The sequence below is a fragment of the Pseudomonas sp. UC 17F4 genome, assembly GCF_900101695.1.
GTDB lineage: Bacteria > Pseudomonadota > Gammaproteobacteria > Pseudomonadales > Pseudomonadaceae > Aquipseudomonas.
In genome coordinates this window covers 4,893,960-4,913,134 of the sequence record NZ_FNKV01000001.1, presented here as the reverse complement: position 1 = coordinate 4,913,134, position 19,175 = coordinate 4,893,960, and the positions used below count along the sequence as shown (strand labels likewise).

Sequence of the window (19,175 nt, the reverse complement as noted above, 5' to 3'; positions counted from 1 at the left end):
GCCTGGGCAACCTGTCCTTGGCTGTCGGGTTTCCAACCAATTCTGGAGTTTGAAGATGTCGAATACCCTGGGCGTTGATGGGTATAGGCTTGAGCAGGCGATGGCTCGCTTGCAGCTGATCTATACCAAGCCGGCGCATCCCTACTATATTGCGGCGCCGGATTACCGGGAGACGTCTTCAGGAGTCTGCACGCTTCATTACCTGTGCCACGCGTTGAACCTGAGCGGCCGCGAGGCCTATATTTGCGGCGGCAAGGTGGTCAACCCCGAGCTGAAAACGCCACTGCTCGACCAGGCGACCGCCGATCGCCATATCGCCAGCGGCAAGGTGCCCATTACGGTCTATCCGGAAGTCACCAGCGGCAACCCGCTCAGCGGCAAAGTAGTCGCACGCTACCTGTTGAACGTCGAGGGCTTCCTGACGGGCAGGGCGATGGAGGAAGAGCCGGACGATCTGCTGTTCTATTACGATGCGCGGATCGCCGCCAAGAAGGGGGTCAGTGTCGCCGACCTGTTGTGCTTCCCGATTATCGATATCTCGCTGTTCAATGCACCTGATCCTAGCGTGCCTCGCCAGGGGCATTACCTGTATCAGAACCGGCATCCTCTGGATCAGGTGGACTATGCCTCGCTGCCGGCAGGCATTCGCCTGCTCAGTGTTGCCAACCCGCTGTCGCTGGTTGAACTGGCCAAGGTCCTGCGCAGTGCCGAAGTGCTGTACAGCTATGAATGGTCGATGACCTGTGCCATTGCTGTGCTATGCGGTTGCCCGGTGATCTTCATGGCCGGGCACAGCGTCGATCAGGTGTTTCTCGACGGTATCTTCTTCGGCAGGCAAGGTTTTGCCTTGTCGGATGAAACCGATGCGCTGGAGGTTGCCCGTGCCGGGGTGCAGGGGGCCTTGCAGCGTTACGTCGCGGTCACCGAGCCGTTCTGGCAGCAGCTGGATGTCTTCATTGAAAAAACCCAGGCGGCAGCGCAACAGCAGGCACTGGCGGACAAGCAAGGCATGCTGGCCTGGCTCGAGCAGCGCTGCCCCGAAGAACCGCAACGCGCGGCATTGATGCAGCGCCTGGCCAGCGGCCGCGCGCCGATGCTGGGCGTGCTGGTGCTGGGTAGTGACGACGCTGATCAGGCGTTGATGCGTACCCTTGAGAGCCTTGCTCCCGATCAGTGCCTTTATCGCCACCTGCAGGTGGTGACCCTCGGGGCTGCGACGCCAGCGTCAGACGTGCCGGGTTTATCGGTGCACCACCGGCCGTGCCAGGCAGCGCAGCGTAGCGAGGTCATCAACAGGGTCGTGGCCGACAGCGGCTGCGACTGGTTCATGGTGGTCGAGGCGGGGGTCGAGTTCACCCCTGGCGGTTTGTTGCTGGTGGCCCTGGAGCTTGTCAATGCAGCCGATGCCTGTGTTGCCGCCTACGCTGACGAAGCCATGCGCATGGGCAACGGCTCGTTGGGTATTTCGCTTCGGCCAGACCTGAACCTTGATCTGCTTTTGAGCCTGCCGGCCAGTGTCTCGCCGCACTGGCTGTTGCGAAGTAGCGAGTTCCTGGCGCAAGGCGGCTTCGATACCGGCTGTGGCCAGGCGTTCGAGCTGGAGTACCAGCTGCGCCTGGTCGAGCAGCGCGGCTTGAGTGGTATCGAGCATATCAGTGAGCCGCTGTTGGTCAGCGAAGCGTTGCGCTTCGCTGACTGTGCCAGCGAGCGGGAGGTGGTAGGGCGTCATCTCAAGGCCCGGGGCTATGCTCAGGCGCACGTCGATTCGCACCTGCCTGGCCACTATCGACTGGACTATGGGCATGCCGATCAGCCCATGGTGAGCATTGTGATTTTGCTCGATGGTGCCCTCGAACAGTTCCAGCGCTGCATTGAGGCGCTGTTGCAGCACACCGACTACCCCTGCTACGAGGTCCTGTTGCTCGATCCGGGAAGTGACGAACCGCAAGTGCGCCAATGGTTGCAGGGGATCGAGCAAATCGGTGGCGATCAGTTGCGGGTGCTGTCTTTTGCCCAGGGCCAGTGCCCGGCACTGTTGCGCAATGACGCAGGGCGACTGGCACGCGGTGAGTACCTGCTGTGGCTGGATGCGACAGCGGCGCCGATTGCCAAGGGCTGGTTGCAGCAGTTGCTCAATCACGCCCAGCGTCCGGAGGTCGCAGCCGTGGGCGCCAAGCTGCTGTCGATGAACGGCAGGATTCACCACGCTGGGCTGGTTCTGGGCTTGCGCGGGCCGGTGGGACGGGTATTTGCCGGCTACGCTCACAGCGACTCCGGCTACATGCAGCGGCTCACGGTCGATCAGAATTACTCGGCGCTCAGCGGTGAATGCCTGATGGTACGCCGCGACCTGTTTGTCGAGGCCGGCGGGTTTGACGAGGCGCCTGCACTGGCGCGCTGGATGGACGTCGATCTGTGCTTGCGCCTGCGCCAGGCCGGTTACCTCAACGTCTGGACGCCTCATGCACAACTGTTGATCGACAGGCCGGCAATGGCCGATGCCAGTGTGGAAGAAGAGGACGCCCTGTATGCGCGCTGGTTGCCGGTGCTGGCCCATGATCCGGCTTACAACCGCCATCTGTCGCTGGCCCATGCCGGTGGCTTCAAGGTCGCCAGCCTGCAGTCGACCTGGCAGCCGCCACAGGGGCAGCGAGAGATGCCGGTGCTGGTGGTCCATCCGCTTGATCAGGGTGAACTGGGCTATTCGCGGGTAGTGCGTCCATTCAATGGCTTGAAGGCTGCCGGTTACATCGATGGCCGGGTGTCGCCGGGGTTGACGCCCCTGGTCGAGCTGGAGCGCCTGGCAGCGGATGTAGTGGTGTTCCAGGGTGGGCTGGATGCACCGCGCCTTGAAGTCATGCGGCGGATTCAGGCGTTCTCGCGTGCCTTTACGGTTCTGGAGCTGAGCGACTACCTGCCAGATCTGCCGGTGGGCAGTGCCCGCCGTGAGGGCCTGGGCGAGGATGTGTTCCACAGCCTGCAGCAAGCCCTGGGGTGCGTCGACCGCCTGGTGGTGCCGACGGCGGCGCTGGCACAGGCGTTTGCCGGCCTGCATGGCGATATCCGGGTGGTCGAGACGCGCTTGTCGATCGACGCCTGGCGCCATATAAGGGGGCAGCGCCGAACGGCTGGCCGGCCTCGCCTGGGGTGGGTCGGCAGCAGCGAGCAGGCAAGTGACCTGGAGGTTATCGCGCCCGTTATCAAGGCCTTGACTGCGGATGTCGAGTGGGTTTTCTTCGGCTTCTGCCCCAATAGCCTGCGGCCCTATGTACACGAGTACCACGAGGGTGTCGAAGTTCAGCAGTACCCACAAAAGCTGGCAGGCTTGAACCTGGACCTCGCTCTGGTGCCGCTGCAGCAGACCCTGTTCAATGTTTGCAGAGGTAACCAGCGTCAACTGGAGTTCGGCGCATGCGCCGTGCCGGTGATCTGTAGCGACATCGGCCAGGAGCAGGACGACTTGCCCGTGTCCCGTGTGCACAACAGCTACGAGCACTGGATCGAGGCTATTGGCCTGCACCTGGCCAATCTTGATGCTGCCCAGCGCCGCGGTGATGAGCTCAGGGATGCCGTTCATCGGTGCTGGATGCTCGACGAGGATCATCTGCAGCGTTGGCGCAGCGCCTGGTTGCCCGCCTGATCCCCAGCTGACCCCGCGTCCACCGCGTTGCCCGAGTCGATCGGCAGCCCGGTGGATGGCGTGCTCGTCCCGTGTCGCCAGCCTCCCGGGGTGCCTTTCGCAGCGTCGACACCCGCCAAACTAGCAATCTTTGATAGTCACAAAGTGCCAATGGCTGACATTTGTGATGGGTAATCTTTGTGCAACAGTGACTTGGCAGTCGAAACGGGCATCTTTAATCTATTGAGTCGTCGGGCGGTACTGGCGGGCGGGGTGCGCGCAGGCTCGCAAGCCCTTGGTTACCAGGTTCCAGTGCCCGTGAAAATCCGCATATCTATCGGGAAGCCACAATGATTGGCATCAAAAGCATTGCGAGTTACGTACCTGTCGAGGGTGTGGACAACTACGCCCAGGGTGCGAAATTCGCCAAGGACCAGGAATTCATTCTCGGCAAGATCGGTTCGACCTTCCTGCCGCGCAAAGACGCAGGCCAGGAAACCTCCGACCTGTGTGTGGAGGCGGTAAAGGCCCTGTTCGCTGCCAATCCGAGCCTGGTGCCTGAGTCCATCGACGCCCTGATTGTCGTTACCCAGAACGGCGACGAAGAAGGTTTGCCGCACACTGCAGCCATCGTCCAGGACAAACTGGGCCTGCCGACCCACGTGGCGGCCTTCGATATTTCCCTGGGCTGCTCGGGCTATGTCTACGGCTTGTATGCCATGAAAGGCTTCATGGAGGCGGCGGGGCTGAAAAACGGTCTGCTGATCACCGCTGACCCTTACTCGAAGATCGTCGACCCTGAAGACCGCAACACCACCATGCTGTTTGGTGATGCCGCGACTGTTACCTGGATGGGCGAGGGCGCCCAGTGGCAGCTGGGCAAGGCCAAGTTCGGTACTGACGGCGGCGGCGCTGCGCACCTGAAGGTCAGTGACGGGGTGTTCTTCATGAACGGTCGCCAGGTGTTCAACTTTGCCTTGCTCAAGGTGCCGGCGCACCTGCATGAGCTGTTGGGCGAAAGCCAGTTGGCACCGGCTGACATCGACCTGTTCTGTATCCACCAGGGCAGTGCGGCGATTGTCGACGCCGTCGCCCGGCGCTTCGAAGATGACCCGGACAAATTCGTCAAGGACATGGTCGAGACGGGTAACACCGTGTCGTCGAGCATTCCCTTGCTGCTTGAGAAGCACGTGCTCGGTTCGCGCCACCAGCGCGTTGCCTTGAGCGGTTTCGGTGTAGGTCTTTCGTGGGGCTCGGCGATTATCGAGCGCAACGACTGATTTCTGCACCAGCCTGAAAATAGAGCGCTGCCGGTTGCCCGGTGGCGCTTTTTTTTATCTCCAGCATTTATGGGTAAGTGTTTTTTTGGCGTCAAACCCTTGATTTCATTGGGGTGGCAGGGTGCCATTAAAAAATTTGCAAAAACCCCTAAAGCAACCGCGCCAGACGACGATAACTATTACGAAGGTTCTCTAGGCCACACCCGGCGGATGCCAGGGCCGGAAGCCGCAGTATCCCAAACACGAGGAATTCGTCATGGCATTAACCGTTAACACCAACACTACCTCCCTGGGCGTTCAGAAGAACCTGAACCGCGCTTCCGACGCTCTGAGCACCTCGATGAGCCGTCTGTCCTCCGGCCTGAAAATCAACAGCGCCAAAGACGACGCCGCCGGCCTGCAGATCTCTACCCGTATGACCTCGCAGATCCGCGGTCAGACCATGGCAATCAAAAACGCCAACGACGGTATCTCGATCGCCCAGACCGCTGAAGGCGCGATGCAAGAGCAGGTCAACATCCTGCAGCGTATGCGTGAACTGGCTCTGCAATCGCGAAACGACTCGAACGATTCGACTAACCGTACCTCGCTGGACAACGAGTTCAAGCAGATGTCTGCGGAACTGACTCGTATCGCCCAGTCCACCCAGCTGAACGGCAAAAACCTGCTGGACGGTTCGGCTAGCACCATGACCTTCCAGGTTGGTTCCAACACTGGCGGCGAAAACCAGATCAGCATCGACCTGAGCGCCAAGTTCCTGGCCAGCGACCTGGGTATCACCAGCGCCATCACCATCGCCGGTAGCGACAGCACCACTGCCCAGACCAACTTCTCGGCTGCCATGGGCGCTATCGACTCCGCTCTGGCGAAGATCGGTACCGCTCGTGCTGACCTGGGTGCGGTGCAGAACCGTATGACCAGCACCATCAACAACCTGCAAAACATCAACGAGAACGCTGAAGCTGCTCGTGGTCGCGTACAAGATACCGACTTCGCCGCTGAAACTGCTCAGATGACCAAGCAGCAAACTCTGCAACAAGCTTCGACTTCGGTTCTGGCCCAGGCCAACCAACTGCCGTCGGCTGTACTGAAGCTGCTGGGCTAATCACTCGGTAGTTGTCGGCGGGGGAGTGCATCTACGGCACTCCTCCGCCTTTTGCATTGAGAGGTGGTGACATGGATATGAGCGTCAAGCTGAACCTGTCTTACCCGACGGTGAAGCCGGTCGAGCCGACCACCGAACGCCCTGCGGCCAAGCCTGTAGCGGCAGTTGAAGCCATCACGCCAGTCAAGGAAGCTACCGACAAGGGGCTGTCCGAAGCTGAGAAGGTCAAGAACGCGGTCAAGGATATCGAGAAATTCCTTGCTTCATCGCGACGTAACCTTGAATTTTCCACGGATGAAGAATCCGGCCGAATTATAGTTAAAGTCATCGCCAGCGAGACCGGAGAGCTGATCCGCCAACTTCCTTCGGAAGAGGCGTTGAAGATCGCTCACAGTCTGAGCGATGTAAACAGCCTGCTGTTCAACGCCAAGGCCTGATGCTGGCGGCTGAGCGGCAAGTTCGCTAGTCTGGCAAGGCTAGGGCGGCGCGCAACCATGAGGGAGTAGCAATGGCGAGTACAATTTTACCGAGTGTCGGTCTGGGTTCCGGGGTAGACATCAACAAGATCGTTGATGTGCTTGTCAAGGCGGACACCGGTCCCAAGGCGAACCAGATCAAACGCCAGACCGCCAACAACACGGCCATGCTTTCCGGGGTAGCGTCGCTCAAGAGTGCGCTTTCTGTTTACCAGGAAGCGATGAAAAAGCTCAACGATCCGAAGGCGCCAGCCTTCAGTGCCTACACCGCGACCTCCAGCAGTGACACCACGGTCAAGGCCACGTCGAACAACAAGGCGGTGCCCGGTACCTACACCGTTCTGGTCGACAAGCTGGCGACCGCGTCCAAGGTGGCCAGCCAGAACTTTACCGGCGGGGCCAGCACTTCGATCCCTGAAGGCGACCTGACCATTACCCAGGATGGCGTGATCCACACTGTGAAGGTGGGGGCAGGTGCGACCTTGCAATCGGTTCGCGACTCGATCAACTCGTCGCTGGCCGAGCAGGGCATCACTGCCAACATCGTCAATGGCAAGGACGGCTCGCGCCTGGTCTTCAGCTCGACCAAGACCGGTGAGGGTACCGATATTTCAGTCGACGGTATCGCCGAGCTGAAGATCAACGGTACTACCAAAATGAACGGTGATGGTGCCGGCTACATCGACGGCCTCGCCCAGGACGCCGAGCTGAGCATCGACGGCCTGAAGGTTACCAGCAAGTCCAATACCGTCGACGGCGCAATCAGTGGCATGAGCCTGGAGCTGCTGCAGATTACTGCCACTGACAAGCCTATCAAGGTAACGGTCGGTGAAAACACTGCCGGCCTGAAGGCCTCGGTGCAGAACTTTGTCGATGCCTACAACACCCTGGTCAAGGCGGCCAACAGCCTGACGGCGGTGTCCAAGGACGCTGATGGCAAGACTGTGCTCGGGCCGCTGACCAACGATCCGACCACGCGCTCGATGCTGTCGGACTTGCGCAAGCAACTGGCGACCGAGTCGGGCAGTGGTCGTCTGACCACCCTCAGCCAGCTGGGCATTAACACGGCAAAGGACGGTACCCTGGAGTTTAACTCCACCAAGTACGATGCCGCGATGAAGGACAAGAAGCTCGGCCCGGACGTGCAGGAGCTGTTCACCGGCACTGAAGGCGTGTTCGCGCACATGACCAAGGCGGTCGAGCCGTACCTGCAGACAGGTGGCATCCTCGACACCCGCAAGGCTGGCCTGGACAAGCTGCAAAAGGACCTCGACAACCAGCAGCTGGCCCTGGACCGGCGCATCACTTCGCTGACCGAATCCCTGACCAAGCGCTACGTGGCCATGGATACCCTGGTGGGCAAGCTCGAAGCCCAGCGCAAGAACATCGCCTCGATGTTCGCCTCGATCGAGGCGCAGCAGAAAAACTCCTGATTCGGCGTTGTGCCAGAAGCCCGGCAGTACCCCTAGGGGGACTCCGGGCTTTTTGCCGTACGCGCTAAAGTTTTTTGACGCGCAGGCGATACAAGCGGTATATGAAACCTTTTTTGCGGTGACGAGGTAGAACATGAATCCGATGTTGGCCCTTCGGCAGTACCAGAAAGTCAACGGCGTGGCCCAGACCTCCGTGGCCAGCCCGCATCGTCTGGTGCAGATGTTGATGCAGGGCGGTCTTGATCGCATTGCCCAGGCCAAGGGTGCCATGGCGCGTAACGACGTGGCCCAGCGCGGCATCCTGATCGGCAAGGCAATCGGTATTGTCGGCGGTTTGCGTGAAGGCCTGGACCTGGAAAACCACGCCGATTCGCTGACCGACCTGGATAACCTGTATTCGTACATGAGCAAGCGCCTGGTCGAGGCGAACGTGCAGAACGATCCGGAAATCCTCAACGAAGTGGCGCGCCTGCTGATTACCGTCAAGGAAGGCTGGGACGCGATCGGCGATCAACTCGCCGACGCCTAGGAGATTGCAATGAGTGTCGTGCTCGAACGTATCGAACAAACCCGCGAGGCATTGCTGGGTGCCCTGGCCAGTCGTGACTGGGAGGCGATCAGCGAGCTCGACGTCAGTTGCCGTCTGTGCGTGGACGATGTGCTGGCCGAAGCGTCGGTGGATGAGCTGACGCTGCGCAGCAAGCTCGAGGAGTTGCTGGGCGTCTACAAGGAATTAATTGAAGTTGCAAGTGGGGAGCGTCAATCAATAGTCGATGAGATGACGCAGATCCGACAAGCCAAAAACGCGGCAAAGGTATACCATTTGTTCAGCTGAAACTGGGCAAAACAAAAAGCAGTGCGCCATAAATTTGACTATGTACGGTTTTTTGACTTAACTAGTGGCTGTTTTCTAATTTCAGACGTCCGAACACTGACCGTTCAGTCGGAATGATGTCGAGCTTGCCCTTACAAGGGCGCCGAGATGACTAGGGAAGTTGTTATTGCATGTGGCGTGAAACCAAAATTCTCCTGATCGATGACGATAGCGCTCGCCGCCGTGATCTGGCGGTAGTGTTGAATTTTCTTGGCGAAGAAAATCTGCCCTGCTCGAGCCATGACTGGCAGCAGGTTGTCGAGTCGTTGTCATCCAGTCGTGAAGTGCTCTGTGTCCTGATCGGGACCGTGAATGCTCCGGCAAGTCTGATGGGCTTGCTTAAGACAGTGGCTGGATGGGATGAGTTCCTTCCGGTTCTGCTTCTGGGCGAAATTTCTTCTGCCGAGCTGCCGGACGACCTGCGCCGTCGCGTACTCTCCAACCTCGAAATGCCGCCGAGCTACAGCAAATTGCTCGATTCGCTGCACCGTGCCCAGGTTTATCGCGAGATGTACGACCAGGCCCGCGAGCGCGGCCGCCAGCGCGAACCCAATCTGTTCCGCAGCCTGGTCGGCACCAGTCGGGCGATCCAGCACGTGCGCCAGATGATGCAGCAAGTGGCCGATACCGACGCCAGCGTGCTGATCCTCGGTGAGTCGGGCACCGGCAAGGAGGTGGTTGCGCGTAACCTGCACTACCACTCCAAGCGCCGCGAAGCGCCGTTCGTGCCGGTCAACTGCGGGGCGATTCCGGCCGAGCTGCTGGAAAGCGAACTGTTCGGCCACGAGAAGGGTGCCTTTACCGGGGCGATTACCAGCCGTGCCGGGCGTTTCGAGCTGGCCAACGGCGGCACCCTGTTCCTCGACGAGATCGGCGACATGCCGTTGCCGATGCAGGTCAAGCTGCTGCGCGTGCTGCAGGAACGCACCTTCGAGCGCGTGGGTAGCAACAAGACCCAGAGCATCGATGTACGCATCATCGCCGCGACCCACAAGAACCTCGAAAGCATGATCGAGGTGGGGACCTTTCGCGAAGACCTGTACTACCGCCTCAACGTCTTCCCCATCGAGATGGCCCCGCTGCGCGAGCGCGTCGAGGACATCCCGCTGCTGATGAACGAGCTGATCTCGCGCATGGAGCACGAGAAGCGCGGTTCGATCCGCTTCAACTCGGCCGCGATCATGTCGCTGTGCCGGCACGGCTGGCCGGGCAACGTCCGCGAGCTGGCCAACCTGGTCGAGCGCATGGCGATCATGCACCCGTACGGGGTGATCGGCGTGTCGGAGCTGCCGAAGAAATTCCGCTACGTCGACGACGAAGACGAGCAACTGGTCGACAGCCTGCGCTCGGACCTCGAAGAGCGCGTGGCCATCAACGGCCATACGCCGAACTTCGCCAGCCACGCGATGCTGCCGCCTGAAGGCCTGGACCTCAAGGACTACCTCGGTGGCCTGGAGCAGGGCCTGATCCAGCAGGCGCTGGATGATGCCAACGGTATCGTCGCCCGCGCTGCCGAGCGCCTGCGCATTCGTCGCACCACCCTGGTGGAGAAGATGCGCAAGTACGGCATGAGCCGCCGCGAAGGGGATGAGCAGGCGGAGGATTGACGCCTGGGTGGCCATGGTGAGTCGCGCAATGCGCTCATCATGGCTAATAACCCTATCTTTCAAGGGGCTGTAACGCCCGTCCCATCGGCCTTTGCTGCCACCTCGCTGGTTTCCTCGCCGCCACACCCAAACTATCCGGCACGGCTATTGCTATATCGCAGGCAACACACCGTTTTATGACGGTCAGCCACGCGAGAGAGCATGATGCCCCAGGTCGCCACCATCTCCTGTGTCCCTGAACCGAAGGGGCCGAACGCCGCCGAACAGGAAAGCCGCCTTGGTCTTGAGCAGGCCTTTGCCATGTTCGACCAGGTTTCCAGCCAGCTTAGTGAGTCCTATAGCCTGCTCGAAGCCCGGGTTACCGAGCTCAAGGGCGAGCTGGCGGTGGTCAGCGCCCAGCGCATGGCCGAGCTTGCCGAGAAGGAGCGCCTGGCCAACCGCCTGCAGAACCTGCTGGCCCTGCTGCCGGGCGGGGTGATCGTTATCGATGGCCTGGGCCGGGTGCGTGAGGCCAACCCCGCCGCCAGCGACCTGTTGGGCGAACCGCTGGTGGGTGAGTTGTGGCGTGAAGTGATCGCTCGCAGCTTTGCTCCGCGCGAGGATGACGGTCATGAAGTGTCGCTGCGTGATGGCCGGCGCCTGTCGATTGCCACCCGCTCGCTGGATGCCGAGCCCGGGCAGTTGGTACTGCTCAATGACCTGACCGAAACCCGTCACCTGCAGGACCAACTGGCCCGCCACCAGCGCTTGTCGTCGCTGGGGCGCATGGTTGCGTCGCTGGCCCACCAGATCCGCACGCCTTTGTCGGCGGCCATGCTCTACGCCAGCCACCTGGCCGAGCAGAACTTGCCGGTGGAAACCCAGCAACGCTTTGCCGGCAACCTCAAGGAGCGCCTGCACGAGCTCGAGCACCAGGTGCGCGACATGCTGGTGTTCGCCCGCGGCGAGTTGCCGCTGACCGATCGGCTGACACCCAAGGCATTGTTCCAGGCCCTGCAGCAGGCGGCGCAGACCCATGTTCAGGGTCATGCGGTGCGCTGGCAGTGCGACAGTCACCTGGGCGAGTTGCTGTGCAACCGCGACACCCTGGTCGGCGCCATGCTCAACCTGATCGAAAACGCCCTGCAGGCCAGTGGCGAGCCTGCGCGGCTCAAGGTTCACCTATACCGGCGCGAGCAGGTCTTGCACCTGTGTATCAGTGATGCCGGCGCCGGTATCGACAGTGCCTTGCTGGCGCGCCTGGGCGAGCCATTCCTGACCACCAAGGCTACCGGCACCGGGCTCGGTCTGGCGGTAGTCAAGGCGGTGGCAAGGGCCCACCAGGGCAGTTTGCAATTACGTTCGCGACCCGGTCGCGGCACCTGCGCCCGGATCAGCCTGCCGCTGATCGGCGCGCAGTCGGTGGAGGCAGAGTAATGAAAGCAATCAAGGTGCTGCTGGTCGAAGATGACCGCGCCCTGAGGCAGGCACTGGCCGATACCCTGGAGCTGGGCGGCTTTGCCTACCAGGCCGTAGGTTCGGCCGAAGAAGCACTGGAAGTGGTCGCTGGCGAGGCGTTCAGCCTGGTGGTCAGTGACGTGAACATGCCCGGCATGGACGGCCATCAGTTACTGGCCCTGCTGCGCGCGCGCCAGCCGCAGTTGCCGGTGTTGCTGATGACCGCGCATGCCGCCGTCGAGCGCGCGGTCGAGGCCATGCGCCAGGGCGCGGCCGATTACCTGGTCAAGCCATTTGAGCCCAAGGCATTGCTTGAGCTGGTGGCACGCCATGCTCTGGGGGTGGCTGCGGCGGGCGAAGGCGACGGACCGGTGGCGCGCGAGCCTGCCAGTGCGCAGTTGCTGGAGCTGGCGGCGCGGGTTGCGCGCAGCGATTCGACTGTGCTGATCTCCGGCGAGTCAGGCACTGGCAAAGAGGTGCTGGCGCGCTACATACATCAGCAGTCCCTGCGCGCCGAGCAGCCGTTCGTGGCGATCAACTGTGCGGCGATCCCCGACAACATGCTCGAAGCCACCCTGTTCGGTCATGAGAAAGGCTCGTTCACCGGCGCCATCGCCGCCCAGGCCGGCAAATTTGAACAGGCCGATGGCGGCACCTTGCTGCTCGACGAGATTTCCGAAATGCCCCTGGGCTTGCAGGCCAAGCTGCTGCGGGTGTTGCAGGAGCGTGAGGTGGAGCGGGTTGGCGGGCGCAAGCCGATTGCCCTGGACATTCGCGTGGTCGCCACCACCAACCGTGACCTGGCCGGCGAGGTGGCGGCGGGGCGTTTTCGTGAAGACTTGTTCTATCGCCTGTCGGTGTTCCCGCTGGCGTGGAAGCCGCTGCGCGAACGTAGCGCCGATATTCTGCCGCTGGCCGAGCGATTGCTGGCGCGCCACGTCAATAAAATGAAGCATGCCCCGGTTCGACTCTCGCCTGATGCTCAGGCGTGTCTGCAAGGTTATGCCTGGCCGGGCAACGTACGCGAACTGGACAACGCCATTCAGCGTGCCTTGATCCTGCAGCAGGGTGGGGTGATCGAAGCGGCGGATTTCTGTCTCGCCGGGGTCCTGCCGATGTTCGCTGCAGCGCCGGTCGCCGCAGTCGTGCCGAATATTGAAACCGAGGCGGCGGGCGGTCTGGGTGATGACATGCGTCGCCATGAGTTCCAGATGATCATCGACACCTTGCGCGCCGAGCGCGGTCGTCGCAAGGAGGCCGCCGAGCGCCTGGGCATCAGCCCGCGCACCCTGCGCTACAAGCTGGCGCAGATGCGTGATGCCGGCATGGATGTCGAGGCCAGCCTGTACGCCAGCTGAGCCATTAATGAATTAGAGTTTTTGTTCGGGCCGCGGGCAGAGCTGGCACTCTTGTTGCTATGTCCTGCCTATCCGCTGCGTGAGTGTCAAAAAAATGCGGGCCGTCGGAGAGAGAAGTCCATGAGCCAAGGTGTTGAATTTAATCGATTGATGTTGGACATGCGGGCCATGCAAATGGACGCCATGTCGATGCCGAAGGCTGCCGCTGCGCCTGAGGTCGGCTCCAGCAGTTTTGCCGACATGCTCGGCCAGGCCGTCAACAAGGTCAACGACACCCAGCAGGCTTCCTCGCAGCTGGCCAGCGCCTTCGAAATCGGCAAGAGCGGGGTTGACCTGACCGACGTGATGATCGCTTCGCAAAAAGCCACTGTGTCGTTCCAGGCCTTGACCCAGGTGCGTAACAAGCTGGTGCAGGCCTATCAAGACATCATGCAGATGCCGGTATAAGGGCGAGATTGAGTCATGGCCGAAGCAGTCGTCGATAACGTGCCCGCGAAAAGCAGCGCAGCAGCGCCCAAGCCGCCGTTGTTCGGCATGTCGTTCCTGGAAAACATCTCGCAGATGCCCATGCTGCGTCAGGTCGGCCTGCTGGTCGGTCTGGCCGCCAGCGTGGCGATCGGCTTTGCCGTGGTGCTGTGGTCGCAGCAACCGGACTACCGGCCGCTGTACGGCAGCCTGGCCGGCATGGACACCAAGCAGGTCATGGAGACCCTGGCCGCTGCCGATATCCCCTACAACGTCGAACCCAATTCCGGCGCCTTGCTGGTCAAGGCCGACGATATTTCCCGTGCCCGCCTGAAGCTGGCAGCCGCCGGCGTGGCGCCGAGCGATGGCAATGTCGGTTTCGAGATCCTCGACAAGGAGCAGGGCCTGGGCACCAGCCAGTTCATGGAAGCCACCCGTTACCGTCGTGGCCTGGAAGGCGAACTGGCGCGGACCATTTCCAGCCTCAACAACGTCAAGGGTGCACGCGTGCACCTGGCGATCCCGAAGAGCTCGGTGTTCGTCCGTGACGAGCGCAAGCCAAGTGCTTCGGTACTGGTCGAGCTGTACCCGGGCCGCGCCCTGGAAGCCGGTCAGGTGATGGCCATCGTCAACCTGGTGGCGACCAGCGTGCCGGAACTGAACAAGTCCCAGGTCACCGTGGTCGACCAGAAGGGCAACCTGCTCTCCGATCAGGTCGAGAATTCCGAGCTGACCATGGCCGGCAAGCAGTTCGACTACAGCCGCCGCATGGAAGGCCTGCTCACCCAGCGTGTGCACAACATTCTCCAGCCGGTGCTGGGCAACGACCGCTACAAGGCCGAAGTATCGGCGGACGTTGACTTCAGCGCGGTCGAATCCACCTCCGAGCAGTTCAACCCTGACCAGCCGGCGCTGCGCAGCGAGCAGTCGGTCAACGAACAGCGCTCCAGCAGCATGGGCCCGCAGGGCGTGCCTGGTGCCCTCAGCAACCAGCCGCCCGGCCCGGCCTCGGCTCCGCAAACCACCGGTGGCACGCAAACCGCCGCCAGCGCCATCCAGCCTGGCCAGCCGCTGCTCGATGCCAACGGCCAGCAGATCATGGACCCGGCCACCGGCCAGCCGATGCTTGCACCGTACCCGGCCGACAAGCGTCAGCAGTCGACCAAGAACTTCGAGCTTGACCGTTCCATCAGCCACACCCGCCAGCAGCAGGGCCGCTTGACCCGCCTGTCGGTGGCGGTGGTGGTCGATGACCAGCTCAAGGTCGACCCGGCCACCGGCGATGCCGCGCGCACCCCGTGGGCTGCCGAAGACCTGGCACGCTTTACCCGCCTGGTGCAGGACGCGGTGGGCTTCGATGCCAGCCGTGGTGACAGTGTCAGCGTGATCAACGTGCCGTTCGCCGCCGACCGTGGCGAGGTAATTGCCGAGATTCCGTTCTATTCGCAGCCGTGGTTCTGGGACATCATCAAGCAGGTCATGGGCGTACTGTTCATCCTCGTCCTGGTGTTCGGCGTGCTGCGTCCGGTACTTAACAACATCACCGGCAATGGCAAGCAAGGCGCCGGTGCCGATGGCGACATGGAACTGGGCGGCATGCTCGGTCTGGATGGCGAGCTGGCCAACGACCGCGTCAGCCTGGGTGGTCCGCAAAGCATTCTGCTGCCAAGCCCGAGCGAGGGTTATGACGCACAGCTCAATGCAATCAAGAGCCTGGTGGCCGAAGACCCGGGTCGCGTGGCCCAGGTCGTGAAAGAGTGGATCAACGCCGATGAGTGATAACCGAGCCCTTACCGCCAAACTGACCCGTGTCGACAAGGCTGCGATCCTGCTGCTGTCGCTGGGTGAAACCGATGCCGCGCAGGTGCTGCGGCACATGGGCCCCAAGGAAGTGCAGCGGGTCGGCGTGGCCATGGCGCAGATGGGCAACGTCCATCGCGAGCAGGTCGAGCAGGTGATGAGCGAGTTTGTCGAGATCGTCGGCGACCAGACCAGCCTTGGCGTCGGTTCCGACGGCTATATCCGCAAGATGCTCACCCAGGCCCTGGGCGAGGACAAGGCCAACGGCCTGATCGACCGCATCCTGCTCGGTGGCAACACCAGCGGCCTGGACAGCCTCAAGTGGATGGAGCCGCGCGCGGTTGCCGATGTCATTCGCTACGAGCACCCGCAGATCCAGGCCATCGTCGTGGCTTACCTGGACCCGGACCAGGCCGGTGAAGTGCTGGGCAACTTCGACCACAAGGTGCGTCTGGACATCATCCTGCGCGTCTCGTCGCTCAATACCGTCCAGCCGGCGGCGCTCAAGGAGCTGAACCAGATCCTCGAGAAGCAGTTCTCGGGCAACTCCAATGCCGCGCGCACCACCCTGGGTGGTATCAAGCGTGCCGCGGACATCATGAACTTCCTCGACAGCTCCGTCGAAGGCCAGCTGATGGACGCGATCCGCGACATCGACGGCGACCTCTCCGAGCAGATCGAAGACTTGATGTTCGTCTTCAACAACCTGGCCGATGTCGACGACCGCGGTATCCAGGCGCTGCTGCGCGAAGTGTCTTCCGACGTGCTGGTGGTGTCGCTCAAGGGCGCCGACGAGAAGGTCAAGGAGAAGATCTTCAAGAACATGTCCAAACGTGCCTCCGAGCTGCTGCGCGACGACCTCGAGGCCAAGGGCCCGGTGCGCGTCAGCGACGTCGAGACGGCGCAAAAGGAAATCCTCACCATCGCCCGCCGTATGGCCGAAGCCGGAGAAATCGTGCTCGGTGGCAAGGGCGGCGAAGAGATGATCTAAGACCTTATCGCGGGTCAAGCCCGCTCCCACAGCGCTCCTGTGGGAGCGGGCTTGACCCGCGATGCTTTACGAGTGCGTGCAATCATGTCAACCAACGAGCACCTGAGTGAACTGATTCGCGCTAACGACGTCGAGGGCTTCGACCGCTGGGCGCTGCCCAGTTTCGACCCGGAACCAGAGCCTGAGCCTGAACCGGAGCCCGAAGCGGTTCAGGACGAAATCGAAGAAGTGCCGCTGGAAGAAGTCCAGCCACTGACCCTCGAAGAGCTTGAAAGCATTCGCCAGGAAGCCTACAACGAAGGCTTTGCCACCGGCGAGCGCGAGGGTTTTCACAGCACTCAGCTCAAGGTTCGCCAGGAAGCCGAAGAGGCCCTGAGCGCCAAGCTGGCCAGCCTCGAACAGGTGATGACCCACCTGCTCGAACCCATCGCCGAACAAGACAGCCAGATCGAAAAGGCCGTGGTCCACCTGGTCGGGCACATCGCCCGCGAGGTCATCGGCCGCGAGCTGCGCAGCGATTCCAGCCAGATCGGCCAGGTACTGCGTGAAGCCCTGAAGTTGCTGCCGATGGGTGCCGAGAACATCCGCATCCATATCAATCCGCAGGACTTCGAGCAGGTCAAAGCCCTGCGCGAGCGTCACGAGGAGCGCTGGAAGCTGCTCGAAGACGAAGCCCTGCTGCCAGGAGGCTGTCGCATCGAGACTGATCACAGCCGTATCGATGCCAGCATGGAAACCCGTATCGAAAAGGCCATGGCGCAATTGTTCGATCAGCTCCATGACCAAAGCCTGCACCCGGCAGCGGCGGATGTGCAGGTTGAGCTGGATGCCCCTGATGCGCCTTGAACGAACCAGTTTCGGCAAGCGCCTGGGGGCGTATGCCGACGCCGTCAATTTGCCGTCTCAGCCGGTGGTCGAGGGCCGCCTGCTACGCATGGTCGGCCTGACCCTCGAGGCCGAAGGCCTGCGCGCGGCGGTTGGTAGCCGCTGCGTGGTGATCAATGACGACAGCTATCACCCGGTGCGGGTCGAGGCCGAGGTCATGGGTTTTGCCGGCGGCAAGGTGTTCCTCATGCCGGTCGGCAGCGTTGCCGGCATCGCCCCTGGGGCGCGCGTGGTGCCATTGGCTGACAGTGGACGCCTGCCCATGGGCATGAGCATGCTTGGCCGGGTGCTTGACGGCGCCGGTCGTGCCCTGGACGGCAAGGGCGGGATGAAAGCCGAAGACTGGGTGCCCATGGACGGCCCGACCATCAACCCGCTCAACCGCGACCCGATCAGCCAGCCGCTGGACGTCGGCATCCGCAGCATCAACGGTTTGTTGACGGTTGGCCGCGGTCAGCGCCTGGGCCTGTTCGCCGGTACGGGCGTGGGCAAGAGTGTGCTGCTGGGCATGATGACCCGCTTTACCGAGGCGGACATTATCGTCGTCGGCTTGATCGGTGAGCGCGGCCGCGAGGTCAAGGAATTCATCGAGCATATTCTTGGCGAAGAAGGCCTCAAGCGCTCGGTGGTGGTGGCCTCGCCCGCCGACGATGCGCCGCTGATGCGCTTGCGCGCGGCCATGTACTGCACGCGCATTGCCGAGTACTTTCGCGACAAGGGCAAGAATGTCCTGTTGCTGATGGATTCGCTGACCCGTTTCGCCCAGGCCCAGCGGGAAATCGCCTTGGCTATTGGTGAGCCGCCAGCGACCAAGGGCTATCCACCGTCGGTGTTCGCCAAGCTGCCCAAGCTGGTTGAGCGTGCGGGTAATGGCGAAGCCGGTGGTGGCTCGATCACCGCGTTCTATACCGTATTGTCCGAGGGCGACGATCAGCAGGATCCGATTGCCGACTCGGCGCGGGGCGTGCTCGACGGCCACATCGTGCTGTCCCGGCGCCTGGCCGAGGAGGGGCATTACCCGGCCATCGATATCGAAGCTTCGATTAGCCGGGTCATGCCACAGGTGGTCAGCCCCGAGCAGATGACCGAAGCGCAGCAGTTCAAACAGCTGTGGTCGCGCCTCTCGCAAAGCCGCGACTTGATCAGCGTCGGCGCTTATGTCGCCGGTGGAGACGCCGAGACCGACCTTGCCATTACCCTGCAGCCGCGCCTGGTGCACTTCCTGCGCCAGGGCCTGAACGACAACGTCGGCATGCAGCAAAGCCGCGAGCACCTGGCTGGCGTGTTTGCCCCCTTGCCTGCGGCAGGCGGCTGATAGGCCATGGCCCAGCCAAGCCGTGCCGCGCGTCTGGCGCCGGTGGTGGAGATGGCGGAAAACGCCGAGCGCCAGGCCGCCCAGCGCCTGGGGCAATTCCAGCAGCAAGTGAACATGGCCCAGGCCAAGCTCAGCGAACTTGACCGTTTTCGCGAAGACTACCAGTTGCAGTGGATCAACCGCGGTGGGCAGGGCGTGTCCGGTAGCTGGTTGGTCAACTACCAGAGCTTTCTCGGCCAGCTGGAAACTGCCATGACCCAGCAGCGCCAAAGCCTGGCCTGGCACCAGAACAATCTGAAGAACGCCCGCGGCACCTGGCAGCAGGCCTATGCCCGGGTCGAGGGCTTGCGCAAGCTGGTGCAGCGCTACATCGACGAGGCGCGCATGGTGGAAGACAAGCGCGAACAAAAACTGCTCGATGAACTGTCCCAGCGCCTGCCGCGCCACGATCGCTACTGAAGCGTGCTTTGGTCGGCAGTGCTTGCTGCCGGGGGGTGGGGCTGCTAAACCTTCTAGATGTCTGCAATCGT

Annotated in this window: 16 protein-coding genes; all 16 read left to right on the top strand. The window is 62.0% G+C overall.

The genetic code is table 11. The features are described 5' to 3' along the window. Nucleotides 1-55: 55 nt before the first annotated feature. The 16 genes from BLR26_RS22320 to fliJ all read left to right on the top strand — a co-directional run bounded on the left by BLR26_RS22320 (nucleotide 56) and on the right by fliJ (nucleotide 19,104). Nucleotides 56-3,640: a glycosyltransferase gene (locus BLR26_RS22320; RefSeq protein WP_093385628.1), complete on the top strand. Its 3,585-nt coding sequence runs from the start codon at nucleotides 56-58 to the stop codon at nucleotides 3,638-3,640. A gap of 329 nt (nucleotides 3,641-3,969) precedes the next feature. Beyond that, entirely contained in the window at nucleotides 3,970-4,899 is a 930-nt protein-coding gene (locus tag BLR26_RS22315) for a ketoacyl-ACP synthase III (protein WP_093385623.1), read from the top strand. 256 nt (nucleotides 4,900-5,155) lie between these two features. Next, nucleotides 5,156-6,004 (top strand): flagellin domain-containing protein, encoded by an 849-nt coding sequence (locus BLR26_RS22310; RefSeq protein ID WP_045200267.1) that lies wholly within the window; start codon nucleotides 5,156-5,158, stop codon nucleotides 6,002-6,004. Nucleotides 6,005-6,075: 71 nt separating this feature from the next. Next, nucleotides 6,076-6,441: a flagellar protein FlaG gene (locus BLR26_RS22305; protein ID WP_093385619.1), complete on the top strand. Its 366-nt coding sequence runs from the start codon at nucleotides 6,076-6,078 to the stop codon at nucleotides 6,439-6,441. Between the two features lie 71 nt (nucleotides 6,442-6,512). Next, nucleotides 6,513-7,913 carry a flagellar filament capping protein FliD gene (gene fliD, locus BLR26_RS22300; protein ID WP_093385614.1) on the top strand — a complete coding sequence of 467 codons (1,401 nt, stop codon included), beginning with the start codon at nucleotides 6,513-6,515 and terminating at the stop codon, nucleotides 7,911-7,913. 133 nt (nucleotides 7,914-8,046) lie between these two features. Continuing rightward, entirely contained in the window at nucleotides 8,047-8,442 is a 396-nt protein-coding gene (fliS, locus tag BLR26_RS22295) for a flagellar export chaperone FliS (protein ID WP_045200275.1), read from the top strand. A gap of 9 nt (nucleotides 8,443-8,451) precedes the next feature. Continuing rightward, nucleotides 8,452-8,748 carry a flagellar protein FliT gene (locus BLR26_RS22290; protein WP_045200277.1) on the top strand — a complete coding sequence of 99 codons (297 nt, stop codon included), beginning with the start codon at nucleotides 8,452-8,454 and terminating at the stop codon, nucleotides 8,746-8,748. 170 nt (nucleotides 8,749-8,918) lie between these two features. Further along, nucleotides 8,919-10,394 (top strand): transcriptional regulator FleQ, encoded by a 1,476-nt coding sequence (gene fleQ / locus BLR26_RS22285; protein WP_038996385.1) that lies wholly within the window; start codon nucleotides 8,919-8,921, stop codon nucleotides 10,392-10,394. 204 nt (nucleotides 10,395-10,598) lie between these two features. Further along, nucleotides 10,599-11,810, top strand: coding sequence for a sensor histidine kinase (locus BLR26_RS22280; protein WP_045200279.1), 1,212 nt, complete (start codon nucleotides 10,599-10,601; stop codon nucleotides 11,808-11,810). Further along, the gene (locus BLR26_RS22275; RefSeq protein WP_045200281.1) at nucleotides 11,810-13,189 is read left to right on the top strand and encodes a sigma-54-dependent transcriptional regulator; all 1,380 of its coding nucleotides are present in this window, start codon (nucleotides 11,810-11,812) and stop codon (nucleotides 13,187-13,189) included. The genes BLR26_RS22280 and BLR26_RS22275 overlap by 1 nt, the downstream gene beginning before the upstream one ends. A gap of 120 nt (nucleotides 13,190-13,309) precedes the next feature. Next, entirely contained in the window at nucleotides 13,310-13,636 is a 327-nt protein-coding gene (gene fliE, locus BLR26_RS22270) for a flagellar hook-basal body complex protein FliE (RefSeq protein WP_045200283.1), read from the top strand. Nucleotides 13,637-13,651: 15 nt separating this feature from the next. Next, the gene (gene fliF / locus BLR26_RS22265) at nucleotides 13,652-15,433 is read left to right on the top strand and encodes a flagellar basal-body MS-ring/collar protein FliF (protein ID WP_045200285.1); all 1,782 of its coding nucleotides are present in this window, start codon (nucleotides 13,652-13,654) and stop codon (nucleotides 15,431-15,433) included. After that, on the top strand, nucleotides 15,426-16,445 hold the full coding sequence (gene fliG, locus BLR26_RS22260; RefSeq protein WP_045189054.1) for a flagellar motor switch protein FliG: 1,020 nt from the start codon (nucleotides 15,426-15,428) through the stop codon (nucleotides 16,443-16,445). Before fliF ends, fliG begins: the two co-directional genes overlap by 8 nt. Before the next feature lie 84 nt (nucleotides 16,446-16,529). Further along, nucleotides 16,530-17,291, top strand: a complete 762-nt coding sequence (fliH, locus tag BLR26_RS22255) for a flagellar assembly protein FliH (protein WP_093385609.1) — start codon at nucleotides 16,530-16,532, stop codon at nucleotides 17,289-17,291. Then, the gene (fliI, locus tag BLR26_RS22250; RefSeq protein WP_093385605.1) at nucleotides 17,281-18,645 is read left to right on the top strand and encodes a flagellar protein export ATPase FliI; all 1,365 of its coding nucleotides are present in this window, start codon (nucleotides 17,281-17,283) and stop codon (nucleotides 18,643-18,645) included. The genes fliH and fliI overlap by 11 nt, the downstream gene beginning before the upstream one ends. A 6-nt stretch (nucleotides 18,646-18,651) precedes the next feature. Next, nucleotides 18,652-19,104 (top strand): flagellar export protein FliJ, encoded by a 453-nt coding sequence (gene fliJ, locus BLR26_RS22245; protein WP_045200290.1) that lies wholly within the window; start codon nucleotides 18,652-18,654, stop codon nucleotides 19,102-19,104. Nucleotides 19,105-19,175 lie beyond the last annotated feature (71 nt).

Excerpts from the sequence above, each read along its gene's own strand:
- BLR26_RS22320 (WP_093385628.1), top strand. The coding sequence starts at position 56 with ATGTCGAATACCCTGGGCGTTGATGGGTATAGGCTTGAGCAGGCGATG.
- BLR26_RS22310 (WP_045200267.1), top strand. The coding sequence starts at position 5,156 with ATGGCATTAACCGTTAACACCAACACTACCTCCCTGGGCGTTCAGAAG.
- BLR26_RS22315 (WP_093385623.1), top strand. The coding sequence starts at position 3,970 with ATGATTGGCATCAAAAGCATTGCGAGTTACGTACCTGTCGAGGGTGTG.
- BLR26_RS22305 (WP_093385619.1), top strand. The coding sequence starts at position 6,076 with ATGGATATGAGCGTCAAGCTGAACCTGTCTTACCCGACGGTGAAGCCG.
- fliG (WP_045189054.1), top strand. The coding sequence starts at position 15,426 with ATGAGTGATAACCGAGCCCTTACCGCCAAACTGACCCGTGTCGACAAG.
- fliH (WP_093385609.1), top strand. The coding sequence starts at position 16,530 with ATGTCAACCAACGAGCACCTGAGTGAACTGATTCGCGCTAACGACGTC.
- BLR26_RS22280 (WP_045200279.1), top strand. The coding sequence starts at position 10,599 with ATGCCCCAGGTCGCCACCATCTCCTGTGTCCCTGAACCGAAGGGGCCG.
- fliE (WP_045200283.1), top strand. The coding sequence starts at position 13,310 with ATGAGCCAAGGTGTTGAATTTAATCGATTGATGTTGGACATGCGGGCC.
- fleQ (WP_038996385.1), top strand. The coding sequence starts at position 8,919 with ATGTGGCGTGAAACCAAAATTCTCCTGATCGATGACGATAGCGCTCGC.
- fliD (WP_093385614.1), top strand. The coding sequence starts at position 6,513 with ATGGCGAGTACAATTTTACCGAGTGTCGGTCTGGGTTCCGGGGTAGAC.
- BLR26_RS22290 (WP_045200277.1), top strand. The coding sequence starts at position 8,452 with ATGAGTGTCGTGCTCGAACGTATCGAACAAACCCGCGAGGCATTGCTG.
- fliI (WP_093385605.1), top strand. The coding sequence starts at position 17,281 with ATGCGCCTTGAACGAACCAGTTTCGGCAAGCGCCTGGGGGCGTATGCC.
- fliJ (WP_045200290.1), top strand. The coding sequence starts at position 18,652 with ATGGCCCAGCCAAGCCGTGCCGCGCGTCTGGCGCCGGTGGTGGAGATG.
- fliF (WP_045200285.1), top strand. The coding sequence starts at position 13,652 with ATGGCCGAAGCAGTCGTCGATAACGTGCCCGCGAAAAGCAGCGCAGCA.
- BLR26_RS22275 (WP_045200281.1), top strand. The coding sequence starts at position 11,810 with ATGAAAGCAATCAAGGTGCTGCTGGTCGAAGATGACCGCGCCCTGAGG.
- fliS (WP_045200275.1), top strand. The coding sequence starts at position 8,047 with ATGAATCCGATGTTGGCCCTTCGGCAGTACCAGAAAGTCAACGGCGTG.